The following is a 24,165-nucleotide window of genomic DNA, read 5'->3' on the forward strand; positions in this document are numbered from 1 at the left end:
TGGACAACGGCCGTGCGGTGACCGTGCGGGTGGCCGGGCCATCGGGGAGCTGTGCGCTGTTGAACGAGTCGGCGTTCGATCAGGTCCGCGAACCGGGGAAGAACCTGATCCGCAAGGCGAGGATCGAACGCGTGGGCTGACGAGGATCGGCCCCGTGGGCCGGCGCGGTACCGGTCGCGCGCGGACGCTCCGTTTCCCGTTGGGGCCGCCGCCCGCGTGGCAGCCGCAGGCGGAGGGTGCCGGCAGACTCGACACGTCAACACGGCTCCCAGAGCGCGCTTCCGGGCGACCGGGCACCCGCCGGTGAGCCCGAGGAAGGCGTTGGAATCGTAGAAGTGCTCGACCTCCAGCAGCTGCTGACCCTCGCTCACCTTCGCGACACTCGTGCCGTAGGGGGTCGGGCCCATGCTCACCAGGCACTGCAGGGCACCGCGAGGGGTTTCCCGTCCCGGCCGCGCGCCTGGCGGCCACGCACCTGGTGAGCACGCAACGGCTCCGGGCGGTGAGGCAGCTTCCGCAGCCTGAACGGCGGCGGTCTGCCGACGAGCGCCACCCTCAGGCGGTGGCCGGGCCGAGCAGTCCTTCGCGCTGCTGGCCGAAGGACGCGCCACTCGTGACGCCTACGGCACCGGCGCCGGCGCTGCGTGACAGGGGGGCGAGTGCTCAACTGTCCGCGCAGTGTCCGGGGTGATGCCGAGCGCGATGGCACTTTCCGCGTCGCTGTAATGACCGCGTCACCGGCAGCCGGCCCGCCTGACCTGCCCCGACCACCTCAACCAAGGCGCCTGCGATCACGGAGGGGCTCTCCGGCTGCCCTAGACGGTCGCGGAGTTGGTTGACACTCCAACGACTGTCCCACTACTGTCACCTGACTTTGACTGATGAATCAGTCAATAGCGGCGACGTTCTTGCACGCCTCCCTCTTCTTCGCTGTATCTCCAACCTGGAGTCCGACGTACGGCATGACCCATGAGTAAGGCCGCAAAGCAGTTCAGGCGGTCATCGGCATCAGAACGCCCGACGAGGTGAGCGCGGGGCTCGCCGCCACCCCCGTCCACGAACTCACCCCGTATGGCCCCTCGCGGTCGGAACATGCCCGCACCCGGACCAAGTCGCCGGCGACCGGCTGGTCTCCTTGGAAGTGCCCCCCCCCGCGGCCCCCGATGACCGTCCAAGACCGTGCTCGCCGTCAACACGTCGGCCCGCCATCACCGGCCCCGGCCGGAGTCCCCGCACGCCCGTACCTGCCCCTATACGAGGAGCGCCATGTCTGACGCGATAGCACTGGCCGAGCTCGATGTGAGCGGAGGCATACTGATCGGTGGCGAACTGCTCGACGGCCGGACGGGCGATGTGCTCGACCTGGTCAGCCCCATCGACGGGCAGAGGTTCGCCCGAGTCGCTGCGGGCGGAGCCGCCGATGTGGACGCTGCCGTACGAACGGCCCGGGAGGCCTTCGACAGTGGCACTTGGTCCCGCGCGGACACGGCTGTGCGCAAACGAATTCTCTCGGCCTGGGCGGACACGATCCGGCGAAACGTGAACGAACTGGCATCCCTGACCACCCACGAGATGGGAAAGCCCATTGAGCAGTCACGCGAGGAGGTCGCGGACGCTGCGGACTGCATCAGCTTCTACGCCGAGGCGCTCGACAAGGTCTACGGCGAGGTTGTGCCGGTCACCGAGGACGCGTTCAGTTACGTGACCTCCCAGCCCTTGGGTGTGGTGGGTGCCGTGACCCCCTGGAACTACCCCGTGGGCATGCCTGCATGGAAGCTGGGACCGGCGCTCGCCGCAGGAAACAGCGTCGTCCTCAAGCCGGCCGAGCAGACTCCTCTCGTGGCCGTCCGGCTGGCACGTCTGGCCCTGGAGGCGGGACTCCCCGAGGGTGTGCTGTCCGTCGTCCCGGGCGGGCCCGCCGCCGGAGAGGCACTCGGGCGTCACCCCGCAGTCGACGTGATCGCCTTCACCGGCTCCACCGAGGTCGGGAAGCGGTTCATGTCCTACTCGGGCGAGTCGAACATGAAGCCTGTGTGGCTGGAGTGCGGCGGCAAGTCAGCGCACGTCGTCCTCGCGGACGTCCCCGACATCGCGAGCGCGGCACGCGAAATAGCCGCGGGCATCTTCACCAACGCGGGGCAGGTCTGCAACGCCGGCTCCAGGATCGTCGTCGAACCAGCGGTCCGCGAACCGCTGCTCGACGCCCTGGCCGTCGAGGCGGCGAAGTACCGGCCCGGCGACCCGCGGCTCGCCGGGGCGGTAATGGGCCCGCTCGTGGACGAAGCCCAGTTGCGGCGCTACACCCGGTTCGTGGCTGAAGGCCGGGCGGCGGGTGCGGAGATCTTCCTCGGCGGGCAGCGGGTGCTGACCGAGACCGGCGGCTTCTACGGCGAGCCGACGATCTTCGTCAACGCCACGAGCGACATGACGATCGCGCAGGAGGAGATCTTCGGGCCGATCCTCACGGTCATCGACGCCAGCAGCGCCGAGACAGCGGTCGGTGAGGCCAACCAGACCCGCTTCGGGCTCGCCGCGGCGGTCTGGACCCGGGACGTAAGTCGGGCGCACCGCATCGCCCGTGCCCTCGATGCGGGCCTCGTCTGGGTCAACACCTTCGACCGCGGCAGCATGGCCCTGCCCTTCGGCGGCGTCGGCGAGTCCGGTCACGGCTCCGATCGGTCCCTGCACGCACTGTCCAAATACCAGCACCTCAAGGCGACTTGGATAGCCCTCTAGGAACGCGAGGCCGCCCGCCGTTCCGCTCCGGTCGAGCCGCGCAGCGTGGCGTTCGGGTGCATCTCATGGGGAGGTGTAGTCGCCCTGGATGACTCGCTCGTGCGGCTGCGCGGCGAATACACGGTCCGCCCTGACACGGGCCAGCCAATGAGAAGGGCGCGTCGAGAACGACCTCGTTGCTGTGTGCGGGCGCGCGAGAGAATTGGTCGGACGCGGGTCCGTGAATTGCTCAGATCGATTGAGCAATTTAAGTGGCGCCCGGTCTCATTTCCCGATCAGACCTCCAGACTGTTCACGATCCGCTTGAGTGAGTGGCGGGCCAGGGCCAGATTGCTGCGGGTGCGGTCGAGCGCGAGGTAGACGAAAAGCGCTCCGCTCTTGGCCGGAAGCAGGCGGATCAGGTGGTACTGCTCGCCCAGGGTGATCAGGATGTCCTCGATCGAGTCGTCCATCCCGAGCGCCCGCAAGGTGCGGCCCTTGGCGCGGACGACCTCGGTGTTACCGGCTGCCGCGACCTCGAGATCGAGATCCCTGCCCCCACCGAGAGTGCCGAGTGACATACCGCTTTCGGTGTCGACCACGGCTACGCCGATCGCTCCGTCGACGGCCATGGCCTCTTTGAGTGCGGTCTCGATCTGCATACTTCCACCCTTCGCTGAATTGATGCTGATGATGCGTCAGAAGAGAGAAGGTCGAACGACCTGTTCTGAAGCTTGCCGATTAAACTAGTGTGTTTTCCGGCCTATCGAGAAGCCTTCAGTGAAGGGAATTTTCCTGTGCCGTCTGTCGAGGACCACTTGCGCGCTCTTCTCGACGAGCCGGGGATCGCCGGTGCCGCACTGGTCGACGCGGTCACCGGACTTACCTACGGCGAGGCTGGGGGGTCCCCGCCTGACGGCGAGCAGTGGAGCCGGATCGCCGTACTGGTGGAGGACCGCCTGCACGCCGCCGGGGCAGGGGGAGAACTGGAAAGCGTCGTCGTCACGACGGCCCGACATCACGTCGTCCTGCGGACACTGCAGGGACACGGGGATCCGCTGCTCCTAGGCGCGACGCTGGAGCGCGAACAGTCCAATCTGGCCCTCGTCATGCTCCGCATCGACCGCTACGGCGAGGAGACGCAGAGATGAGGAGACGCACGGAGCGGCCCCGGAACCTGCCCGCTCTGCTCACCGAACTGCATGCGCAGCGCCACACCGGGACGGTCGTCGTCACCGGTTCGCCGGGCAGTCGCATCCATCTGCGCGACGGCCTGGTGAACGCCGTGGAGACACCCGGCTCGCCCGGCGTGGAAACGCTGCTGCGCGGCTCCACACGGTTCACCGAGGAGACATGGACGGACCTCTGCGCCGCAGCGGAAGCATCGGACGGCGACCTCGCCGCCGATCTGGAGGCCCGCGGGCTTCTCGGCCGGCACGCGTTCGACGTCGTGTGCACGTCCGCGGTGTTCGACGGTGCCTTCGCCACCGCGCTCACCGTGCCGGACGACTGGGAGATGGCCGAGGCAGCACCCCTGCCCTGGACAGGGCCCTCCTTCACCCCGCAACGCCTAGCCACCGAGACGACCCGGCGCCTAGAGACACTTGCCGCGCGCTGGGGGGCGTCGCCCGCCGAGGTCGCCCGCACGGCCTTCCTCGCCCCGCCGAAGCCGCCGGTCCGGATCTCGCCCCGCTACGCCGCGCTGCTCCAGGCGGTCAACGGACGCCGGACGCCACGGGACATCGCGTTCGCTCTCGGGCGCGGCACCTACGCGGTGATGCTCGACCTGGCCAGAATGCACGATCTTGCGCTGCTGCTCAGGCCCTCGTCCGGTCCGGGCAGCGGCCGCCCGAGCACGGCGGCACGTCGGCCGGAGCGGCCGACGGCCGGTCTCGGCCGGATGGTGCCGCTGCCACGCCGGAATCCGGGCCGTCACCGCTCCGGGCGGACGGACGAGGGATGACCTCACCCACCCCGGCGGAACAGCCGCACGACCACGGCCGACAGGGCCAGGACGACGGAAGTCGGGCTGTGCCCACCCCGCCGGCGGGATGCCCACCGGCTTCCGCGCCGGCGCCTCTACCCCGCCGAGAACCGCCCGCCGCCGTTCGGCGGCCGTCCGAGCCGGACTCTGCGGACGACCGACCCGACTTCCACCTGCTACTGCGTGTCCAGGCATGTCTGAGACGCCTGCCGTGAACGGACCCCGAACCCAGCCGCAGTCCTGTACCGAGGAGCAGCAATTGTCCAGCCTGCCTGCCCATGACCCCGTCATTGACGTCTTGACGGCCCTGCGCACGAACGTGATGGGACTGACTGAGACGGTCCTGTCGACCGTGGACGGCCTCGCCGTCGCGGCCGACGTGGAGTCGGTGCACCCCGATTCCGTCGCCGCGCTCTGCGCCGCCGCACACGGCCTCGCCTTGCGCCTGGCGCACGAGGTCGGAGGCGGACCACTGCGTGAAGTGGTCACGCGTAGTGCGGGCCGCTGCATCGTTATCGAGACAGTGGGTGATCGGGCGCTGCTCACCGTCGTCGGGGATGAAGGCCTGGACATGAGCGCGCTACGGCGGGAACTGCCCCGGACGGTGGAACGGCTGGAGGAGTCGCTGCGCGGGGACCCACCGGCCTGAGTCCTCCCCGGCCTGTGACCCTGTGGCGCTGTCGCCGTCAACGGGAGACGCATCAGCCGACGTTGCGGGAGCGCAACGGCCTGGCAGACGATCGGGTAACCGCACTTCTGCTCGAGCTGATGAGGCCGGGTCTGATTCAGGGGATGAGTGTCAGCCGGAAAGGCGTCCATGAGTAAACCACTGCGGACGCGGCCTCGGGTGAGGTCCGGTCCGGCACAGCCGTCAGCTCAGGCGGTCGACGTGTCCTGGGGCAGGGCGGGCGGGGGGCCGGAGATGACGTCCTCATTGTTCTCACCGACATGCTCGACCGACATGATCTTCGCGAATTGCGGGAGGACCTGGACCGGATAGGTGGGGCCGGCGTCCCGGAGAGCGCGCATCTCCTCCAGGTGCTCGTTCTGGAACAGCGCGGTCCTTGTGCCGTCGAGTTGGATCCAGCGCGGGAAGAAGATTGTGCCGTGCGCCAAGCGCGCGTCCGGCAACAGGTTGACCACTACCGACGTGCCGGTCGGCTCGTGCCACGACACCTTGTAGACGCCCTCTGTCAGCCGCACCAGGTCGATCTCCTGGTCCTTCACCCACCGGCCGGCCACCATGCCACTGTGCACCCGGTAGTCGAGAGTGGTGGCGTTCTTGACGTACATCTCGTACCCCCACCCGTTTGCATACCTATAGATCAGACGGTGTCCGACGATCCCGGACAGGTTCTGTGTCGGTACGAAGTCCTGGGGGACGGTCATGACTGGCTCCTGAGGGCCGGCGCCTGATGGATGTTCCCGTCCTCGCCATTGTGTCCTCCCCTCCTCTGCGGCGCGCGGCAGAGGAGGGGAGGACTGGCGCCACTCGGCTCCCTCCTTCCCGGCTCGGAAGCGGACCCGACCGCTCACGGCGGATGAGCGATCCACCCGCGCCCAGAGGGTGGGGTAGCCCCCCTTTTCCGCGGTGCATCGAGCGCGCCCTGAGGGCGCCGCGGCGTTCACATGCGGCGCCGGAGTGAGTATCGACTCGTCACTGTCAGCGACAAGCGCCTTGGATATCAAGCAGGCGAAGCCACATCGGCAGGGCAATCGATGCCAACTGCGGTGATGTAGCCGCCCTATCGATGATGACCGTCCACATATCCGGCGTCGTGGGAGTCTCCACATCCCCGCCAGTACACCGTATTGATGGGATGAAAGAGGCCTCTCATGATCTTGCTGGCCCATCGTGCGGCCAGCTAAAAGGGATCTTGTTCGTCTATCGCTATATCTGGACGGCCATCTTCAGAGACGCCTATACATACATCCCATGTCTACGAGGAGAGCGGCCGCGGGTTGCCGCCACATCGGGCATCCCAGTCACGCGACCAGTGTCAGGAGTACTTATGCGACTCAAGAGCGTTCTCTGTTCGACTGCCTCCGCAGTGTCGGCTCTTGCGCTGCTCGCCGCCTGCAGTGGCGGATCCGATGGTGCCGCCGCGTCCGGTGACCCGGTGGTAGGTGTCGACTACCCGCGTTCGGACACGGACTTCTGGAACTCCTACATCAAGTACACACCGCGACAAGCCAAGGAACTCGGCTTGTCGCTGAAGACCACCAATTCGCAGAACGACATCGCCAAGCTCACCGCAAACGTGCAGACCCTGGTCAGCCAGGGCGTCAAGGGTCTTGCCATGGCCCCGCAGGACACCGCCGCCATCGCACCAACGCTGGCCCAGCTGGAGGCCAAGGGCATCCCCGTCGTCACCGTCGACACCCGCCCCGACAGCGGCAAGGTCTACATGGTGGTGCGCGCCGACAATCGGGCGTACGGGGAGAAATCCTGCAAGTACCTCGGGGCGAAGCTCGGCGGCAAGGGGAAGGTCGTGATGCTGCAGGGCGGCCTCGACTCCATCAATGGCCGCGACCGCACCGAGGCCTTCAACGAGTGCATGAAGACCAACTACCCGAAGATCCGCGTGTTCGGTGAGGCCACCAACTGGGACGGCGCCGTGGCCGCGCAGAAGTTGCAGACCACCCTGACCGCCCACCCGGACATCAAGGGAATCTACATGCAGTCCAGCTTCGCCCTGGCGGGGACCCTCCAGGTACTGAAGCAGCGAGGCCTGCTGGTCGGGCCCGAGAACAAGAAGCACGTGTACGTCGTCTCCAACGACGGCATCCCCGAGGAACTCAAGCTGATCGCCGAGGGCAAGATCGACGCCACGGTCTCCCAGCCGGCCGATCTCTACGCCAAGTACGCCCTGTACTACCTGAAGGCCGCGATCGGGGGGAAGAAGTTCAAGCCCGGCAAGACCGATCACAACAGCACCATCGTGCAGGTGCGCGAGGGCCTGCTGGAGGATCAGCTCGCTGCTCCCCTGGTCACGGCCGACGGCGACACCTACGACGGCGTGCCCAGCGTCAAGAGCGACGACACGTCCCTGTGGGGCAACGACAAGGGCTGAATCGACCAACGGCACACCACAGCTGCACGAACAAGGTGATCGAGATGAGTGACGGGGAGCGAGCAGCCACCCCCGTGTCCGCCCAAGGGGACGACGGCCGGGTCCGAGCGGACCGGATCCGACCAGTCGCCGAAGCGACGGGCATAGTCAAGCGGTTCGGGCCGACCGTGGCCCTGAACGGAGCCGAAATCACTATCAGACCCGGCGAAACCCATGCACTCGTCGGCCGCAACGGGGCCGGCAAGTCGACCCTGGTGTCCATTCTCACCGGCCTCCAACCACCGGATGAGGGGACTCTGGCGTTCGACGGCGGCCCCGCCCCTCGGCTCGCGGATCGCGATGCCTGGCGGCGCAAAGTCGCTTGTGTCTACCAGAAGTCGACGATCATCCCCACACTGACTGTCGCAGAAAACCTCTTCCTCAATCGGCAGGACCAGGGCCCGGGGGGCCTGATCAGTTGGCGCAGCGTACGTCATCGGGCGCAGCAATTGCTGACGACCTGGTCGGTGGACGTCGACCCGCAGACACCCGCCGGGGACCTCGATGTGGAGCAGCGCCAGTTCGTGGAGATCGCCCGCGCGTTGTCATTCGGCGCCCGGTTCATCATCCTCGACGAGCCGACCGCACAACTCGACGCGGCGGCCATAAACCGGCTTTTCGACCGCATCCGAGACCTGCAACAGCAAGGCGTGACTTTCCTGTTCATCAGTCACCACCTGCAAGAGGTCTACGACATCTGCGACATGGTGACGGTGTTCAGGGATGCCAGGCACATCCTCACGGCTCCGGTCGCGCAGGTGTCACGCCCTGACCTCGTAGCCGCCATGACCGGCGAGGCGGCCGGCGCACGGCCGGAACAGCGGACGAGCACCCTGGACCCGAAGCGCCCGCCCGCTCTGGAAGTGCAAGACCTGAGCGGCGAGACGTTCAACGACGTTACCTTCGAAGTGGGGGCCGGGGAGATCGTCGGACTGGCCGGGGCCGCCGGCAGCGGGCGTACGGAGGTGGCTGAGACCGTCGTGGGTCTCAGGTCCCCGGAGACGGGCCACCTGCGGATCGCTGGAAACCGTCCCCGGCAGGGCAGCGTGCCCGCCGCACTCGCCGCCGGTGCCGGCTTCGTCCCGCAGGACCGGCACTTCCAGGGCTTGGTGCCGGAGATGTCGATCGCCGACAACGCCACCCTGTCCGTACCCCGGCGCCTCGGCCGCCATGGCTTCCTCAGCCGCTCCCGCCGCGATCGACTGGCCGAAGGCATGATCGAGTACCTGGCGATCAAAACCCCGGGCCCCGAGTTGCCCGTTTCCGCCCTGTCCGGAGGCAATCAGCAGAAGGTGGTGATGGCCCGCGCCCTCGCCGACCGCCCTCCACTCCTTGTTCTGATCAGCCCGACCGCCGGAGTGGACGTCCGCTCCAAGGAGTTCCTCCTCGGCAAGGTCGAGGAGACCGCAGGCTCGGGCACGGGAGTGCTCATCGCCTCCGACGAGCTCGACGACCTGCGTATGTGCGACCGGGTCCTGGTCATGTTCCAGGGCCGGGTGACCGCTGAAATCGCTCGCGGCTGGAACGACCACGAACTGGTTGCCGCCATGGAAGGAGTGGATCTCGATGCCTGAAAACGCCCTTACCGAGGCGCCTTCGCCCAACACCGCGCCCGACCGTGAAGGGCGACGCAAGCTGCTCGGCGGCCGCGTGCCGCTGGCCCGACTGCGTGATCTCGCCCTGGTCCCGGCGATCCTGGCCATCGCGGTTGTCGGCCAGGTCATCAACCCGGTATTCCTGCAGTCGGACAATCTCGTCAACGTTCTGCAAACCATGTCCGAGATAGCCCTGCTCGTCCTGGCCCAGACGATGGTCCTCGTCGTCAAGAAGATGGACTTGTCCCTCGAGTCGACCATGGGGCTCGCCCCTGGTATCGCAGCCTGGCTGGTGGTTTCCGCCGGCGCCGGCCACGGACTGGGAATCCTCTCCGGAGGCTGGGCGGTTCCTATCACCCTCGTCGTCGGTGCCGTCATCGGCATGATCAACGGCCTGCTGATCATCCGCTTCGGACTGAACGGCTTCATCGTCACACTCGGCATGCTGATCGTCCTACGCGGCGTACTCACGGGAATCTCTGGCGGTCAGACGTTCTTCCAGCTGCCGAAGTCGATGCTTTACCTGGGCACCGCCCAGTGGTTCGGCGTTCCCGCCTCGATCTGGCTTTGCCTCACCCTCTTCGCTGTGGCCATCGTCGTCCTGGGCTGGACCAGCTTCGGACGCTCGCTATACGCGATCGGCGGCAACGTGGACGCCGCGAAAGCCGCTGGCATCCGCACCGACCGTGTGTTGTGGATCGTCATCGTTACCGGCAGCGTCCTGGCGGCCCTGGCCGGACTGCTCCTGTCCGGACGCCTCGCCTCTGTGGCTTCGGCGCAGGGCGACGGCTACATCTTCACGGTTTTCGCCGCTGCCGTCATCGGCGGAATCAGCCTCAACGGCGGCAAGGGCACCATGTTCGGCGCCTTCTGCGGAATCCTGCTGCTTTTCATGATCCAGAACGTGCTCACCCTCGCCGGCGTGCCCGCCCAATGGATCGGCGCGCTGAACGGCCTCATCATTCTCGTCGCCCTGGCCATCTCCCGCATCACGGGCGGCAAGGCCCAGGACTGAAACGAATCTGACGCCGCGTCCCGCCAGTGCCGCGCCCGCCTGCCCTTCCTGTCGCAGGGTACCTACCCTGCCCGCCCACGGAGTCGCCATGTCTTCCTCCTCACCCCAGTCGGCCAGCATCACGGCTCTGAACGTACTGGACGTACGGTTTCCCACGTCCGAGCACCTGGACGGTTCTGACGCCATGAACCCCGAGCCCGACTACTCGGCTGCCTACGTCGTCATGCGTACCGACGCCGGCGACGACCTGGAGGGCCACGCTCTGGCCTTCACCACTGGCCGGGGCAACGACGTGCAGGCCGCCGCCATAGCGGCCCTGGCACCCCACGTGGTCGGCCGCACCGTCGAGGAAGTCTGCGGCGACCTGGGCGGGTTCTCCCGCTCCCTGGTGCACGACGCCCAACTGCGCTGGCTGGGACCGGAAAAGGGTGTTATCCACATGGCGATCGGCGCCGTCGTGAACGCCGCCTGGGACCTCGCGGCCAAACGTGCGGGCAAGCCGGTCTGGCGCTTCCTCAGCGAGATGTCGCCCGAAGACCTGGTCACCCAAGTCGACTTCCGCTGGCTGAGTGATGCCCTCACCGAGGAGGAAGCTCTGCGGATCCTGCGGCGGGCTGAACCGGGCCGCGAAGAACGCATCGCCCGCCTCCTGGAGAACGGATACCCCGCTTACACGACCACACCGGGATGGCTCGGTTACTCGGACGAGAAGCTGGCCCGCCTCGCCCGCGAGGCGGTCGCCGACGGCTTCACACAGATCAAACTGAAGGTCGGGGCGTCACTGGAGGACGACGTGCGCCGTTTGCGCACCGCTCGCGAGGCCGTCGGTGACTCCGTGCGCATCGCAGTCGACGCCAACCAGAGGTGGGACATCCAGACCGCCATCGAGTGGATGCGGGCGCTGGCCGCCTACGACCCCTACTGGATCGAGGAACCCACCTCGCCCGACGACATCCTCGGTCATGCCGCCGTCCGTCGGGCGGTGACCCCGACCAAGGTGGCCACCGGTGAGCACGTTGCCAACCGGGTCGTCTTCAAGCAGCTCCTCCAGGCAGGCGCGGTGGATATCGTGCAGATCGACGCCGCACGGGTGGGTGGCGTGAATGAGAACATCGCCGTTCTGCTGCTCGCTGCGAAGTTCGGGGTGCCTGTTTGTCCGCACGCCGGCGGGGTGGGCCTGTGCGAGATGGTGCAGCACCTGTCCCTGTTCGACTACGTCGCCGTCTCGGGCACACTCGAGGACCGGGTGATCGAGTATGTCGACCACCTCCACGAGCACTTCGTCGAGCCGGTACGTGTCGTTGACGGTCACTACCTCGCGCCGGTTCTGCCGGGGCTCGGCGCGCAGATGCACCAGGAGTCGCTCGATACATACCGGTACCCCAACGGCCCGGTGTGGTCCGGCCGTGTCTGACGCACTGCCTCTGGTCGACGCGCACCACCACGTGTGGGATCTCGGCCGACGCCCACAGCCGTGGCTCCAGGCGCCCGGGCACGAGCGGATCCGGCGCAACTTCAGCTTGGAAGACTTGCGCACCGAGGCGACGCGGACTCTCCTCGGTCGACGACTGACGAGCACGGTGGTCGTTCAGTGCGTAGCCTCTGAGGAGGAGACCCGCGAACTCCTCGCCCTGGCCGCCCACAGCCCTCTTGTCGGAGCCGTCGTCGGCTGGACGGACCTGGCCTCCCCGATGATCGGTGACCGACTCGACGCGCTGGTGGAGGGGACCGGCGGTCACCACCTGCGGTCCTTGCGACACCTTGTTCAAGACGAAGCAGATCCCGTGTGGCTGCAACGCCCCGCGATCGAACGGGGGCTAGCGGCAGTCGGTGATCGCGGGCTCGCATACGACCTGCTCGTCCGCAGCCATCAGTTCCCCCAGGCCGTCCGGCTGGCCCAGCGCCTGCCTCAACTACCGCTGGTGCTCGACCACGCGGGTAAACCGCCGCTGGCCTCGGGTGCGCTGACCGCCTGGGCCCGCGGGGTGGGAGAACTGGCCGCGCATCCCCAGGTGACGTGCAAGGTGTCCGGCCTGGTCACCGAGGCCGATCACGAGAGATGGACCCTGGACGACATTCGTCCGGCATGGGACGTCCTGCTGAATGCCTTCGGCCCGCACCGGCTGATGTTCGGCTCGGACTGGCCGGTCTGTGTTCTCGCCGGCGGCTGGCATCGATGGGCCACCGCGGTGGAGGACTTGCTCCAGGACTGTTCCGCCGATGAGACTTCGGCGATCCTCGCCGGTACCGCTACCGGCTTCTACCGCCTGGCACCCCGGGGCGGGGTGGACACGCCATGCTCCTGAGCGAAGTCCGCCGTCCCATCGTCCCGCGTCCGCGGCCCCCGTCCGACCCTCGGCCCGGGACACGCCTCACCCCTGTGCGCCTGCGGGACATGGCCCTGATGACCGTCCCTCCGTACTCCGCAACCGTTCCGACTCGCCGCTGACACCGGTCCCGGCGCTGAAAGGGATTTGACCCGTCATGACACTTGCTGTCCGTTACACAGCCGCACGCATGCTGGACACGGCCTTCGCCGAGCCCTCGCCTCCCGGCCCCGGCGAGGTGGAGCTCGCGCCCGCCTATGTCGGTATCTGCGGCACCGACTTGCACATCTACCACGGTGACATGGACGCTCGTGTGAACGCACCGATGGTCCTCGGCCACGAGATGTCCGGCCGCGTCGCGCGCGTCGGACCGGACGTGATCGACTGGCGCCCCGGTGACGCCGTGACCGTGATGCCGCTGCGCTGGGACGCCACCTGTCCTGCCTGTCGTGCGGGCCACGAGCACGTCTGCCACGAGCTGGACTTCATCGGCATCGACTCCCCGGGCGCCATGCAGCAGCGTTGGACCGTCCCCACCGGCACCCTGGTGAGGCTTCCCGAGGCGCTTCCTCTGCAGCAGGCCGCGCTGGTCGAACCCACCGCTGTCGCCGTTCATGACGTCAGCCGAGCCGAGGTGCGACGCGGCGAGCGCATAGTGGTGGTCGGTGGCGGGCCCGTCGGGCTGCTCATCGCCTTGGTCGCCCGCGCCGCCGGCGGCGAGGTACGGGTGGTCGAGCCCGGAATCCACCGACGCCGGGTGGCCGAGGAACTGGGCCTGACCGCCTGGGACCCTGCTGCCACGGACGTGCCCGCCTCGGTCCTGGAATGGACCGGTGGCGCCGGTGCGGACGTCGCCTTCGAAGTCTCCGGTGCCGCAGCGGGCGTGAACACCGCCGTAGAGGTGCTCAAGGTGCGGGGCCGACTGTGCTTGGTCGCCATCCACCCCCAGCCTCGCGAGCTGGACCTGCACCGCTTCTTCTGGCGTGAACTCGCACTCGTCGGTGCCCGGCTCTACGGCCGCCGCGATTTCGAGCGGGCGGTGGAGCTGGTGGCCGACGGAACCCTCGCCTGTGAACGGCTGATAAGCAAGGTGGTGCCGCTCACCGAGGCGGCCGCGGCGTTCGCCACCCTGGAAAGCGGTGAAGACGTTATGAAGGTCCTTGTCGACTGCACGGGCGAAGAGCCTGGAGCCGCAGCATGAGCGCCTTCGACCTCGCCGGCAGGCTGGCCGTCGTCACCGGGGCCCGGCGCGGCATCGGACGCGCCATGGCCCGCGCCCTCGCCGAGGCCGGGGCGGACATCATCGGTGTGAGCGCCGATCTGGAGGAGCGCGGCAGCACGGTGGAGAAGGACGTGGTCGCGACCGGTCGTACCTTCGAAGCGGTCCGTGCCGACTTCGCCGACCCGCAGGCCGTACGGACCCTGGGAGCGGACCTTGCCGGCCGGGACCGGCCGGTGGACATCCTGGTGAACAATGCTGGCACCATCCGTCGCGCGCCGGCGGCGGAGCACACCGACGCCGACTGGGAGACGGTCCTGCAGGTCAACCTCAGCGCCCAGTTCGCCCTCACCCGCGCGGTCGGCGCGGCAATGGTGGCACGCGGGAGGGGGAAGATCGTTTTTACCGCCTCCTTGCTCAGTTTCCAGGGGGGCATCACCGTGCCCGGCTATACGGTGGCGAAGCACGGCATTGCCGGGCTCACCAAAGCACTGGCTAACGAGTGGGCCGCTCACGGAGTCAATGTCAATGCCGTCGCCCCGGGCTACATCGCCACGGACAACACCCAAGCCTTGCGCGATGATCCGCAGCGCAGCCAGGCGATTCTCGACCGCATCCCAGCCGGCCGCTGGGGCAGCGCGGACGATCTCGCAGGCGTCACCGTGTTCCTGGCCTCGGACGCCGCCGCCTATGTTCACGGCGCGGTCGTCCCCGTGGACGGCGGGTGGCTGGGCCGATGACCACCACGTCCATTGCAACACGGTACGACCGTCGCGTGCCGCGTCGTGCGCCGGACCGCATGGCGCACCGGGGCGCGGACCAGGACGCGGCGTCTCGACGCGAGCGAAGCACCACCGCAGCGCACAGGTGCAGGAGGTACGGATGACCACGGGAACGATCGGCTACCGGCAGATCAGAAACACGCCGGTGGAGGTCACGGAGCTCGGCTTCGGGGCCTCCACCCTCGGCAACCTCTACCGAGTCACGTCGCCCGACGACGCGTCGGCCGCAGTCGACGCGGCATGGGCGGCCGGTGTCCGGTACTTCGACACCGCGCCGCACTACGGACTCGGCCTGTCCGAACGGCGGCTGGGCGCCGCCTTGCGGGACCGGCCTCGGGGTGAATACGTCGTCTCATCGAAGGTAGGACGCCTGCTCGTACCCAATGAGCAACCGCGCGGTGTCGACGACGAGGGCTTCGTCGTGCGGGACGATCTGCGCAGGCAGTGGGATTTCAGCCGCGATGGCGTGCTCCGCTCGATCGACGAAACCCTGTCGAGAATGGGCTTGGACCGGCTGGATGTCGTGTACCTGCACGACCCGGACGATCATTGGCAGCGAGCGGTCGACCAAGCCATGCCCGCCTTGGCTGAGCTTCGGGACCAGCGGGTGGTCGGCGCCATCGGGGTGGGCATGAACCAGTCGGCCATGCTCGCCCGTTTCCTGCGCGAGAGCGCGGCCGACGTGGTGATGCTGGCCGGCCGCTACACCCTGCTCGACCAGTCCGCGCTCGACGACGTCCTGCCAGCCGCGCGGGAACAGGGCAAGAGCGTGGTTGCAGTCGGTGTGTTCAACTCGGGGCTGCTCTCTCGTGATCGGCCGACTGAGGGGATGAGATACGACTACCGCGAGGCTCCGCCCGAGTTGGTGGCCCGCGCTCGGGCGATTGCCGAGGTCTGTGCCGCTCACGGTACGAGTCTGCCGGCGGCTGCGATGGCCTTCCCGCACACCCACCCTCATGTGGTCAACGTTACAGTCGGCATGCGTACTGAGGCTCAGGTCACGCGGAACGTGCAACTCCACCGTCTCCCCACTCCGACTGGCCTCTGGGAGGATCTGCGTGCCGAAGGCCTCATCAGACAGGACGTGCCGATGGCCGACTTGCGTACGAGGAGTCCGCGTTGTCTCTGACCGACAGGGCTATCGAGCAGATCCGCGAGCTGATCCGGACCGGTGAGCTGCCTCCGGGTTCGAAGCTTCCAGCCGAACCGGACCTGGCGGCGCAGCTCGGGCTGTCCCGCAACCTCGCCCGAGAAGCGGTGAAAGCTCTAGCCGTGGCCCGCGTACTGGAGGTCCGCCGAGGTGACGGGACGTACGTGACGAGCCTGCAGCCGAGCCTGCTACTGCAAGGACTCGGGGGTGCCGTGGAGCTTCTGCAGGGGGATTCGGCTGCTCTGCAGGACCTGATGGAAGTGCGCAGGCTCCTGGAACCGGCAGCTACCGCGCTGGCCGCCACGCGCATCACCGCAGCTCAGCTGGCCGAGGTGAAAGAGCACCTGGACGCCATGCGCGAGGCCCGCGACGACGTCGAGCGACTGAACGCACACGATGCTGCTTTCCACCGGGCCGTCGTGGTGGCCACGGGAAACGAGTCACTGATCACCCTGCTCGAGGGGGTGTCCGGGCGCACCCTGCGGGCTCGCATCTGGCGAGGTCTCGTCGACGACCAGGCCGCTGGACGGACCGTCGCCGAACACGAAGCGATTTTCACGGCTCTGGCCAACGGGGACCCGCATCTCGGCCAAGCCGCCGCCCTGCTGCACGTGAGCAACACCGAGCAGTGGCTGCGGGAGCACCTGCGCTCCCATCCCACGCCCTGGCCGGCGGTTCCGGAACGTCCTGCGGACCCCGGCGCCTCCGCTGACTAGACGGGCGAGGCGCGGCAACAGCCACCCCCCCCAGCACAGGTGCCGGGGGGGGCGAGGTCCGCCGGGATTTCTACTGCGTGATGGTGACGTCAGCCTTGGAAACCTCTGCCATCAGATCGGCGCCCTTTGCGCTGTTAACGATCTGGACCGATTCGATCTGGGACCTCTTCGGAATGGGGTCGTTGCCCAGGTACTTACCGTACTTCTTCGCGATGGCCGTGAAGTCGAGACTGACTCGAGCCTGCCTTCCCGGCTGCAGCTGCTGGCCATGCACAGTGACTCGGCATCCGTCCGGCCTCCCCGTGTTCGTCCGGCACTTGTTGGTCCACAGCACCCCGTCCACGTTGGGCTTCATGAAGGAGCCAGGATCGAAGTGAACCACGGAGATGACGTTCGTGCCACGGGCGGTTTTGTAAATGAAGTCCGTGGTCAGAATGGCGCGCTTCTCCGTGCAGCTGAAACCCCCGCTCTGCTTGACGAGAGCCTCATAGGCGACCTTCACGCGGCCGTCGGAGAACCGGTAATGGCCGCCGCCTGCGGGCCGCTTGAAAGAGCTGCCTATGTACTCGTAGGAGAAGGTCACTTCCTTGAGCTCGCAGTTCTGCTTGTTCTGCGCCGTCTTGAGGTTCTTGGAGTTGTTCTGCAGCACCAGCTTGAGCGGCTTACCGGACGGGCCATGAACCTGGTGGTCGAATCCGGGGTACTTGCGCAACATGCTCTCGCCCCAGTTGTAGGTCACGAAACGCCATGCAGGGCATTCGGTGCCGCGCCGGGAGGTGTAGCCGAACCAGGTGCAGTTGCCGTTCACGCGGTTGGCATGGTCGATGTTCTTGCAGTCACCCGACCGGTTGCCGTAGTTCCTGCCGCCTGCCTCGTCGGAGACGCTGTAGCAGCGCAACTTCGGCCCCGGGTCGTAAACGATCGACTCCGTCTTCTCCTTGGAAGCCGAGGCGGAGCCGTAGACGGGGATGAGCGCGGCGGCAGCAGCTGCTACGACGGCGGCCGTGGCCGCGGTCAGACCCGCCCGCTTCTTGCGACGATGCATTCTCATGGCTTTTCCTAGGTCGCCCTGGGGAGACGATGTTCGAAGCTGGTGGGAGCTGTCCGCTCTCTGTCGCCATGCGCCCGAGGGTTGACTTGACCGGCAATGCGGGGACAACGCGGCTGCTGGCGGTGGTATCCGACGGCGCATGTGCCGCACCCGAGTGCGGCGGCCGTGTAGGCCGCAGGGCGGACGAGGCGTGCCGATGTTGTTCGACGGCGTGCGCCAAGATACCGGCTGCCGAACCGTTTTCACCGCTCCGGCTTGCGTACCGGCGTCACCGCAGGGCCAATGCTCACTGTTGATGAGCGCCGCTTCGCTGCCCCTCACATCCCGTCCCACGGCTTCGAGGTCATCCTGCGAGGACTCGGACAGCGGGCGAGGTGCCTCGGAGCGTCCATGGTGTCCTGCCCATCCGGATCCGTGCAGGCTGGACGCGACCACCTCGGCGTCCCCCTGCGCCCTCAATGTGGCGGGTCGAGCGATGTTCCTGCTACGGACCACGACGCCGGGCTCCTGCGTCATCGCCGCATGAGACATCCGTGTGCCGCTCTCCCCGGCCAGTCATGTGTGCCCGAAGGGGAATCCTTTCTGCCTCTCCGGATCGGCTCCGACGAACCATCCAAGTGGTCTACTGCGGGCTGACGACGGTGACTGTGGCTAAGAGTTGCTCACCTGGCCTCCCACTCCCACCTGAGGAGGTAACACATGCATGTTTGGTCACACACTCACACTTCCGACCATTCGAACGTTCGCCAAAGCACCCCCATATTCGACCGCCTGGTCTTCGAGCGGGGCGACGTGCCTGCACAAGTGCGCCATGACGCGCAGCGTCTCGAGCGGGAGCTGGCGCGAGCGATGACCTTCAGCAGGGAGGAGACGGTGACATCACTGCACCATCGGTTCGGCCCGTCAACGACTTAGAGCGCGGCTCTCTGATGGGTGCTCTCAGTCGATCGGATGGGTCCGACCGCGTAGTGATCACCAATGCGACGTGGTACCGGATCGAGCCGCTCACGCCGGCCGATCCGGTCCGCGGGTGGCGATGGCCCACCCACCGCCGCACGCTTGATGATCCGCACCGCCGTCCTGGCTGCGGCGGACGCCGACGACGACTTCGACTGGACCGTGTGGGTGGGCTCCCCGGTGGTTCGGGCCCACCATCACGTCTCCCGGAGCGCGCAAGGGGCCCACTGCGGTGGGCCGCCGATCGCGCGCCCGGACGCCCCCACGACGAGCACCTGGCCTCGATGGAGGGCGCCCTGCGCGAACTGTCCGCCTTAGGCACACCCGACCTGGGCCTCACCGGCACAGTCCCGTCCCACGAGGCCTTCGCTGCCTCGGAGGGCACCTCCTGGGGGGACCCGACGCTGCTCCTCCAGTACGCGACAACGCTCCGGCCCGAGCAGTCCGACCATGTCGGCCACCATCTGCGGCGGGGCCATCTCGGTGGCCGGCGGACAACAGGACACGGGTGCTACGTCCACGACGAGGCACGGCCGGCGGGACCACGCGCGGTCGGGACGCTGCTCATGGGAAGTGAGCAGTGCTCTGACGTAGACCCTGGCGGATTCCAGTCACAGCGCCGCCACCCTGCCCAGCAAAAGCGGACGAATTCCCCCATCTGCTCGCTGCGGCCCGTTCAGTGGTTCTCAGGAACGCTCGGAGATCATTGGGCCGGTTGTCAGAGGTGTGTGTTCTGCTGCGGGGCATGTCCATTGAACAAGCTGCCGCACGTATGCCCGAGATACCTGCTCTGCTCGAGCGGTGCCGGGCCCTCGCCGCCCTGAGCGCCATCTGCCCTGACGACTACAACTACCTCTTCGAGACCTCCCAGGACGGGGAGCGGCTGTCGATTGACAGCGATTGTCGCAGTCTAGGTGTCGACCACGGGCCGGACGGCACGCTGGTCTGGGCCTGGGACGTGGACGAAGTCTATGAGGACGATCAGATCGATGCGCTCCTCGAGCAGTTCCCCTCGCAGTTGCTGCCTCGGCTCTCCGCGATGACGCGGCACGCCCATGACGGCGACGTGTGGTGGCACCTGTCAGCCGTGATGTGGCGGCTGCCCGGCGATGACGCGTGGCACACGCCCCAGGTACGCGATAACGGCCCCTACCAGCATGATCCGCTCTTCAGCCTTGCCGACCTCATCGACCCTTCCCCCGGCAACCTGTGGCTGCCGGACAACTTCGGCCAGGAATATGGTGGGTTCGCCCGTGCGGACGCGATCCGCAGGGTGCTGGCGCTTCACCCGCTGACCGAGGAGACTGTCCGCGCGATCAATCCCCGGCGGAGTCTCGCGGACGTTGCCGCGGACGTGGCCGCCACCGGGTATCGGCCGACGCCGCTTCCCGTACCGCTGGACCGCGGGATCGGCGACGGCGAGCCGCTGGTGGCAGCGGAGCCCGACGACCATACGTCCCTCAGCCGGTTCTATTTCGAGCCGGACGGAACGGGACACCACCGGATCCTGCTGTATCACTCCGGCAAAGCCGTCCACGCCTTGGATGCCGGAGCCGACGCGCCCGTCGTCCAGCGCGAACCCGACGGCAGCACGGCCCAATTGTTCCTGCTGGAGGAGTATCGCGATGGCAGCTGGCATGCCGTGCCGGAGATGGTCAACCCCGCCCCCGATCTCCACGACACCGGAGATCTCGCAGTAAACGTCTTCAGGATCCGCGTAAAGGACTCAGGGCTCGTACTGGCGCTGCCCGGTCACACGGGCGACCCCCTCCGGGTGGAAGAACCGCGCGACGACCCGGCACAGGCCATGTCCGCCTGGATGTCCTACGGCTACGGAGTCTGGGCACAACTTCCGATGGCAGTACGTCCCCCGGCCATTCCGTACCAGCCGGCCGCGATCACGAACTGAACAAGAGCCGGCCTCCCAGGGGCTGTCTATCGGTACTCCAGCGCCGAGTTCGCTTCCCCTGCGCAGCGCGCCGAACTCGGGCATCGAGGGGAAAGCGCTGCTGGAGCGGCGCGCCCGCACACAACCCACGGGCGGCCGCGCAACGGCCGGGCCCGCGGTCGTCCAGGACCACACGACCTCCCGGGCGCTGTCCGACCCGAAGAACCCGCGACCATGGCGCGCCTACACAGCCCGGAAAAGACGGGTGCCACAGAACTCCTGGCCTGTTGCGGTGCCTCGCTGAACTGGCAGTCGTCGTCGCGCAGCGTGCCTGCCGGGATCGGGGGAACAGGCGGCAGGTCGGTGCGTCGACGAGGTGGTCAGCTCACCGCTGGGTGCTGTCCGTCAGCCGTGTCCGCGTCCGCCGCCGTCGCCACCAGAATGGTGACCGTCCCGCAGACCTCCATCAAGGCACCATCTGCGCCGGGCTGCGGCAGGTCGGGTCGGTCGCGAGGGACTCGAAGCGCACCATTTAGGGATTCTCCCCGTGCCACTGTCTCCGCCCGTGAGAAAAAGTAGACATATCGCGACCAAAGGGTCGCAACGCCATGACGAGGAGCGACGATGATCACCAAGTTGAAGGGCTTCACCGCCCGCCTCATCTACCTGCTGGACCGGTACCCTCTCGCACCAGGCGCCCACCCCTTTCAGCCGAGGTAAGCGCCGACACCGCCGGGGCGGCAACCGCACGCGGCCGGATCGGGTGGTGTGAGTCAAGCACCCCGCCTTGGGCCGGCTGGTCACGGGGAGGCTGCTGTGCCCGCTGGCCCGCATTACACCGACGGCGTAGCGGGTGGCGGGTCGCACCGTGCGCCGGCGCATCGATCTCCAGGCGCCGCCCGGCGAGGCGAAGCTCCTAGCCGACTCCTTCGACCGCATGCTCAACGGCCTGGACCAGTCGTTCGCGGGTCAGGACCGGTTCCTCGACAACGCCGCACACATCTTGCGACATCGCCGGCGGTGCGACGCACTTTGGTGGAGATCGCCGTCGCCCGTCCCACCGCCTCCGCAGACGTGCGTCGGCTCGGCGGGACCGCTCACCGTGAACGAGCGCACGAGCGGGCTCATCGACGCGTTACTGGCCCACGCCTGTGCGGAGAGTGCAACCAGGACCCGGGCGTGCTCGACGTGCTCAACGGAACGACATCAGTGGAAGCGCTCATAGGTGTCGGCCATGAGGGTATGCCTTCGCCGCGCCTGAGATGCCCGATCAATCGAGGCCGTATGAACATCATCCACAGGGGCCCCTGGTGAACCCGGCTTTTGGCCGGGTCTTGATCTGCGTCTGCGGAAAGGTCAAAGAGAGGGCGGACGGCGGCGCCTCACAGCACGCGACCCGGCAACGGCCATGTCCTGCCTGCCTCCCGCGGGCAATTCCAGGCGCCTTCCAGTCGGCGTCAGGAGTGCCAGCTGTCGAAGTGGGCCCACGTGCGCTCGGTTCGGCCAGGAGGTCGACGAGCGATGGTCCGCTGGCGAGCTGAGGGAGCCGGCCCATTCCCTGTTGCACTCGTCGGGACTCGCACGGGCCGGCATCGAGCATCGCTGGGTGGGCGCAGCGGGGTGTGTGGCCGCCCGGTGGCCTGCGGCGGCTTCGGCACCGCCAACGCACAAGACGATGAGTGGGGGAGGAACATGCCTGCATGAGACGCGTCGCCTCCTCATGACCCTGGTCTCGACACCGCTCATGATGGGCGAGCGGTTCACCGGGCGGTCGACATCGCCGATGCCCCCAAGCGGCGCCGTCGTCGGCAGTGCGGTCCGACAACACAAGCAGGATGCCCGGAACAGCCGGCGGAAGTCGGAACCCCAGGCCACGGACCCCTTGCACCGCGGTGGCCCGGCTTCCTCACGCGTTCGGACCGCGCCGTGCGCCGTCGAGCCACGGCTTGCCGAGCGACCAGTGAAGCGCGATCAGCGGGCGACGCGGTACCGGATGCAGCCGAAAGGGTGCTGAACGCTCGGCCTGACCTCGCCGTACACGACGCCGTCGGCCAACAGGCAATAGCCACGGGGAACATCGTGACTGTCTCGCAGGCAACGAACGAGCCGCACCGAGCTTCGCCCGCAGAGTCTGAGGAGTTTCATGAATCGCAACGCGCGAAAGCGCCGCACACCGCTGGCCGTCAGGGCGGTAGCCGCCTCGGCAGCTCTGGCGCTCGGTGGGGGCGGGCTGCTGTGGGCGAACTTCTACGCCTCAGCACACGAGTCGGCGAACCAGGCCGGCACAGGTAATAACACCAAAGCGGCTTCAAATCGCATCGTGGCCATCACCTGTCCGGACGTCAGGCAGAGGCTGGGGGCCGTGCCTCCTGCAATTCAAGGCGAGATCGACCGGGAACTGGCCGGTCTCGACCGTCAGACAACTGCCTTCAATCAGCGGCTGGCAGCTGCAGGGGAGGAGCAGGTCAAGGACCCCGACTTCATCGAGAACTCCCTCATCCAGTTGCTCCAGCGCAGCCGGACGACGGTGCTCCAGCGCATCCCCGTCAAGATCACGCAGGCGGGCGGAACCGCGCCTGGAGATCTCCTCGATCTTGCCCGTTGCACCGCCGTGCCCGCCGGCCAGAACGACACAGGCGCCCAGCCGGACGGCGGTGGTGGCCAAGCGGACGGCGGACGTGGCCAGGAGAGCGGGACCGGGGGACAGGCCGGCAACGGGCCGACCGCGGCGGACTTCGTCGATATCACCAAGGTCCGCCCGAACGTTCGCGCCAAGGCAGCCAACGATCGGAACGCCTCCACCGGCACCTTCACGACACGCTGCGGAGTAAACGCCAACAAGCTACGCAACTCCGACAACGTCATCGTCTCGCCCGGTGTCACGAACGGCGCACATCACACCCACGACTACGTAGGCAACCAGAAGATCAACGCGTTTTCCGACAACACCAGCTTCCTGGAAGGCGGGACGAGTTGTAGAAACCAAAACGACAAGTCCTCCTACTACTGGCCAGTGCTCCGCGTTCAGGACGGCACAAAGGAGTTCGACCACGATCAGCCTGGCGGCGGCGCAGAAGGCAATGTCGGGCGCATCCTGACCCCGAAGCAGGTCGAAATCAAGTACACAGGCAACCGGAACGGCAAAGTCGTGCCGATGCCGCAGTTCTTGCGGATAATCACAGGTGATGCCAAGACCACGACCAACGGTCTGGCGAACGCCAACGCGAACTGGAGCTGCACCGGGTTCGAAGATCGCGTGCAGTTGACGGAGCAGTACCCGGTCTGTCCGTCGGGCAGCAACGTGGTGCGCACCTTCGCCTTCCAGAGCTGCTGGGACGGGAAGAACATCGACAGCGCCAACCACCGCAGCCATGTCGCTTTCGCCGACAGCAACGGCAACTGCACAAACGGCTTCAAGGCGATCCCGCAGCTGACGATGCGTCTGGTCTACAAGGTCGCCCCACCGGCCATCGTCAACGGGCAGGTGCAGAACCCCTTCGCGGTGGACGGCTTCCCGGAGCAACTGCACAAGCCGGCCACGGACCACGACGACTTCATCAACATCACGACCGGAAACCTTGCGCGCAAGATCGCCAACTGCGTCAACCGGGGTCAGAACTGCACATGAGTGGCGCACGCGCGTCACGCACCTG

At 67.4% G+C, this 24,165-nt stretch carries 18 protein-coding genes and 2 pseudogenes; 17 read left to right on the forward strand and 3 right to left on the reverse strand.

The window, feature by feature from the left end; all coding sequences use genetic code 11:
* Together ACZ4M5_RS32030 and ACZ4M5_RS32035 are read left to right on the forward strand one after the other, a co-directional pair.
* Positions 1–140 (forward strand): annotated as a pseudogene (locus ACZ4M5_RS32030) (RlpA-like double-psi beta-barrel domain-containing protein); the annotation flags it as partial.
* Between the two features lie 1,126 nt (positions 141–1,266).
* Positions 1,267–2,736 carry an aldehyde dehydrogenase family protein gene (locus tag ACZ4M5_RS32035; protein WP_467742114.1) on the forward strand — a complete coding sequence of 490 codons (1,470 nt, stop codon included), beginning with the start codon at positions 1,267–1,269 and terminating at the stop codon, positions 2,734–2,736.
* Positions 2,737–3,011: 275 nt separating this feature from the next.
* On the opposite strand, the gene ACZ4M5_RS32040 is transcribed toward ACZ4M5_RS32035, so the two are convergent.
* Positions 3,012–3,377, reverse strand: a complete 366-nt coding sequence (locus ACZ4M5_RS32040; protein ID WP_467742116.1) for a hypothetical protein — start codon at positions 3,375–3,377, stop codon at positions 3,012–3,014.
* Positions 3,378–3,512: 135 nt separating this feature from the next.
* Between ACZ4M5_RS32040 and ACZ4M5_RS32045 the strand changes: the two genes are divergently transcribed.
* The 3 genes from ACZ4M5_RS32045 (at position 3,513) to ACZ4M5_RS32055 (ending at position 5,348) form a co-directional block, all read left to right on the forward strand.
* On the forward strand, positions 3,513–3,866 hold the full coding sequence (locus ACZ4M5_RS32045; protein WP_467742118.1) for a hypothetical protein: 354 nt from the start codon (positions 3,513–3,515) through the stop codon (positions 3,864–3,866).
* A complete protein-coding gene (locus tag ACZ4M5_RS32050) occupies positions 3,863–4,678 on the forward strand; it encodes a hypothetical protein (protein ID WP_467742120.1) in 816 nt (271 codons plus the stop codon). Before ACZ4M5_RS32045 ends, ACZ4M5_RS32050 begins: the two co-directional genes overlap by 4 nt.
* 280 nt (positions 4,679–4,958) lie before the next feature.
* A complete protein-coding gene (locus ACZ4M5_RS32055) occupies positions 4,959–5,348 on the forward strand; it encodes a roadblock/LC7 domain-containing protein (RefSeq protein ID WP_467742122.1) in 390 nt (129 codons plus the stop codon).
* 227 nt (positions 5,349–5,575) lie between these two features.
* Here ACZ4M5_RS32055 and ACZ4M5_RS32060 read toward each other — a convergent pair whose 3' ends face one another.
* Complete coding sequence (locus tag ACZ4M5_RS32060) at positions 5,576–6,088, reverse strand: phenolic acid decarboxylase (RefSeq protein ID WP_467742124.1); 513 nt, start codon at positions 6,086–6,088, stop codon at positions 5,576–5,578.
* Positions 6,089–6,711: 623 nt separating this feature from the next.
* Between ACZ4M5_RS32060 and ACZ4M5_RS32065 the strand changes: the two genes are divergently transcribed.
* The 9 genes from ACZ4M5_RS32065 (at position 6,712) to ACZ4M5_RS32105 (ending at position 16,616) form a co-directional block, all read left to right on the forward strand.
* On the forward strand, positions 6,712–7,773 hold the full coding sequence (locus ACZ4M5_RS32065) for a sugar ABC transporter substrate-binding protein (protein ID WP_467742126.1): 1,062 nt from the start codon (positions 6,712–6,714) through the stop codon (positions 7,771–7,773).
* Positions 7,774–7,817: 44 nt separating this feature from the next.
* Positions 7,818–9,386 (forward strand): sugar ABC transporter ATP-binding protein, encoded by a 1,569-nt coding sequence (locus ACZ4M5_RS32070; protein ID WP_467742128.1) that lies wholly within the window; start codon positions 7,818–7,820, stop codon positions 9,384–9,386.
* The gene (locus ACZ4M5_RS32075) at positions 9,379–10,422 is read left to right on the forward strand and encodes an ABC transporter permease (RefSeq protein ID WP_467742130.1); all 1,044 of its coding nucleotides are present in this window, start codon (positions 9,379–9,381) and stop codon (positions 10,420–10,422) included. The genes ACZ4M5_RS32070 and ACZ4M5_RS32075 overlap by 8 nt, the downstream gene beginning before the upstream one ends.
* 88 nt (positions 10,423–10,510) lie before the next feature.
* Entirely contained in the window at positions 10,511–11,836 is a 1,326-nt protein-coding gene (locus tag ACZ4M5_RS32080) for an enolase C-terminal domain-like protein (protein ID WP_467742132.1), read from the forward strand.
* Positions 11,829–12,728, forward strand: coding sequence for an amidohydrolase family protein (locus tag ACZ4M5_RS32085; protein ID WP_467742134.1), 900 nt, complete (start codon positions 11,829–11,831; stop codon positions 12,726–12,728). Before ACZ4M5_RS32080 ends, ACZ4M5_RS32085 begins: the two co-directional genes overlap by 8 nt.
* Before the next feature lie 178 nt (positions 12,729–12,906).
* A complete protein-coding gene (locus ACZ4M5_RS32090; RefSeq protein WP_467742136.1) occupies positions 12,907–13,950 on the forward strand; it encodes a zinc-dependent alcohol dehydrogenase in 1,044 nt (347 codons plus the stop codon).
* On the forward strand, positions 13,947–14,708 hold the full coding sequence (locus tag ACZ4M5_RS32095; protein ID WP_467742138.1) for an SDR family oxidoreductase: 762 nt from the start codon (positions 13,947–13,949) through the stop codon (positions 14,706–14,708). Before ACZ4M5_RS32090 ends, ACZ4M5_RS32095 begins: the two co-directional genes overlap by 4 nt.
* A 142-nt stretch (positions 14,709–14,850) precedes the next feature.
* A complete protein-coding gene (locus ACZ4M5_RS32100; protein WP_467742140.1) occupies positions 14,851–15,879 on the forward strand; it encodes an aldo/keto reductase in 1,029 nt (342 codons plus the stop codon).
* Positions 15,870–16,616, forward strand: a complete 747-nt coding sequence (locus ACZ4M5_RS32105) for a FadR/GntR family transcriptional regulator (protein ID WP_467742142.1) — start codon at positions 15,870–15,872, stop codon at positions 16,614–16,616. The genes ACZ4M5_RS32100 and ACZ4M5_RS32105 overlap by 10 nt, the downstream gene beginning before the upstream one ends.
* A gap of 70 nt (positions 16,617–16,686) precedes the next feature.
* Here the strand turns inward: ACZ4M5_RS32105 and ACZ4M5_RS32110 are convergent, their stop codons facing one another.
* On the reverse strand, positions 16,687–17,661 hold the full coding sequence (locus ACZ4M5_RS32110) for a hypothetical protein (protein WP_467742144.1): 975 nt from the start codon (positions 17,659–17,661) through the stop codon (positions 16,687–16,689).
* Between the two features lie 935 nt (positions 17,662–18,596).
* Between ACZ4M5_RS32110 and ACZ4M5_RS32115 the strand changes: the two are divergent.
* The 3 genes and pseudogenes from ACZ4M5_RS32115 to ACZ4M5_RS32125 form a co-directional block, all read left to right on the forward strand.
* Positions 18,597–18,831: pseudogene (locus tag ACZ4M5_RS32115) on the forward strand (hypothetical protein); the annotation flags it as partial.
* 538 nt (positions 18,832–19,369) lie between these two features.
* The gene (locus ACZ4M5_RS32120; RefSeq protein ID WP_467742146.1) at positions 19,370–20,533 is read left to right on the forward strand and encodes an RICIN domain-containing protein; all 1,164 of its coding nucleotides are present in this window, start codon (positions 19,370–19,372) and stop codon (positions 20,531–20,533) included.
* A gap of 2,122 nt (positions 20,534–22,655) precedes the next feature.
* On the forward strand, positions 22,656–24,140 hold the full coding sequence (locus ACZ4M5_RS32125) for a DUF1996 domain-containing protein (protein WP_467742148.1): 1,485 nt from the start codon (positions 22,656–22,658) through the stop codon (positions 24,138–24,140).
* Positions 24,141–24,165 lie beyond the last annotated feature (25 nt).

It is taken from the genome of Streptomyces sp. NPDC026246 (assembly GCF_055567995.1).

Coding starts and splice junctions, on each gene's coding strand:
- ACZ4M5_RS32060 (WP_467742124.1), bottom strand. CDS start 6,088: ATGACCGTCCCCCAGGACTTCGTACCGACACAGAACCTGTCCGGGATC.
- ACZ4M5_RS32070 (WP_467742128.1), top strand. CDS start 7,818: ATGAGTGACGGGGAGCGAGCAGCCACCCCCGTGTCCGCCCAAGGGGAC.
- ACZ4M5_RS32125 (WP_467742148.1), top strand. CDS start 22,656: ATGAATCGCAACGCGCGAAAGCGCCGCACACCGCTGGCCGTCAGGGCG.
- ACZ4M5_RS32090 (WP_467742136.1), top strand. CDS start 12,907: ATGACACTTGCTGTCCGTTACACAGCCGCACGCATGCTGGACACGGCC.
- ACZ4M5_RS32035 (WP_467742114.1), top strand. CDS start 1,267: ATGTCTGACGCGATAGCACTGGCCGAGCTCGATGTGAGCGGAGGCATA.
- ACZ4M5_RS32110 (WP_467742144.1), bottom strand. CDS start 17,661: ATGCATCGTCGCAAGAAGCGGGCGGGTCTGACCGCGGCCACGGCCGCC.
- ACZ4M5_RS32120 (WP_467742146.1), top strand. CDS start 19,370: ATGTCCATTGAACAAGCTGCCGCACGTATGCCCGAGATACCTGCTCTG.
- ACZ4M5_RS32065 (WP_467742126.1), top strand. CDS start 6,712: ATGCGACTCAAGAGCGTTCTCTGTTCGACTGCCTCCGCAGTGTCGGCT.
- ACZ4M5_RS32100 (WP_467742140.1), top strand. CDS start 14,851: ATGACCACGGGAACGATCGGCTACCGGCAGATCAGAAACACGCCGGTG.
- ACZ4M5_RS32075 (WP_467742130.1), top strand. CDS start 9,379: ATGCCTGAAAACGCCCTTACCGAGGCGCCTTCGCCCAACACCGCGCCC.
- ACZ4M5_RS32095 (WP_467742138.1), top strand. CDS start 13,947: ATGAGCGCCTTCGACCTCGCCGGCAGGCTGGCCGTCGTCACCGGGGCC.
- ACZ4M5_RS32050 (WP_467742120.1), top strand. CDS start 3,863: ATGAGGAGACGCACGGAGCGGCCCCGGAACCTGCCCGCTCTGCTCACC.
- ACZ4M5_RS32040 (WP_467742116.1), bottom strand. CDS start 3,377: ATGCAGATCGAGACCGCACTCAAAGAGGCCATGGCCGTCGACGGAGCG.
- ACZ4M5_RS32080 (WP_467742132.1), top strand. CDS start 10,511: ATGTCTTCCTCCTCACCCCAGTCGGCCAGCATCACGGCTCTGAACGTA.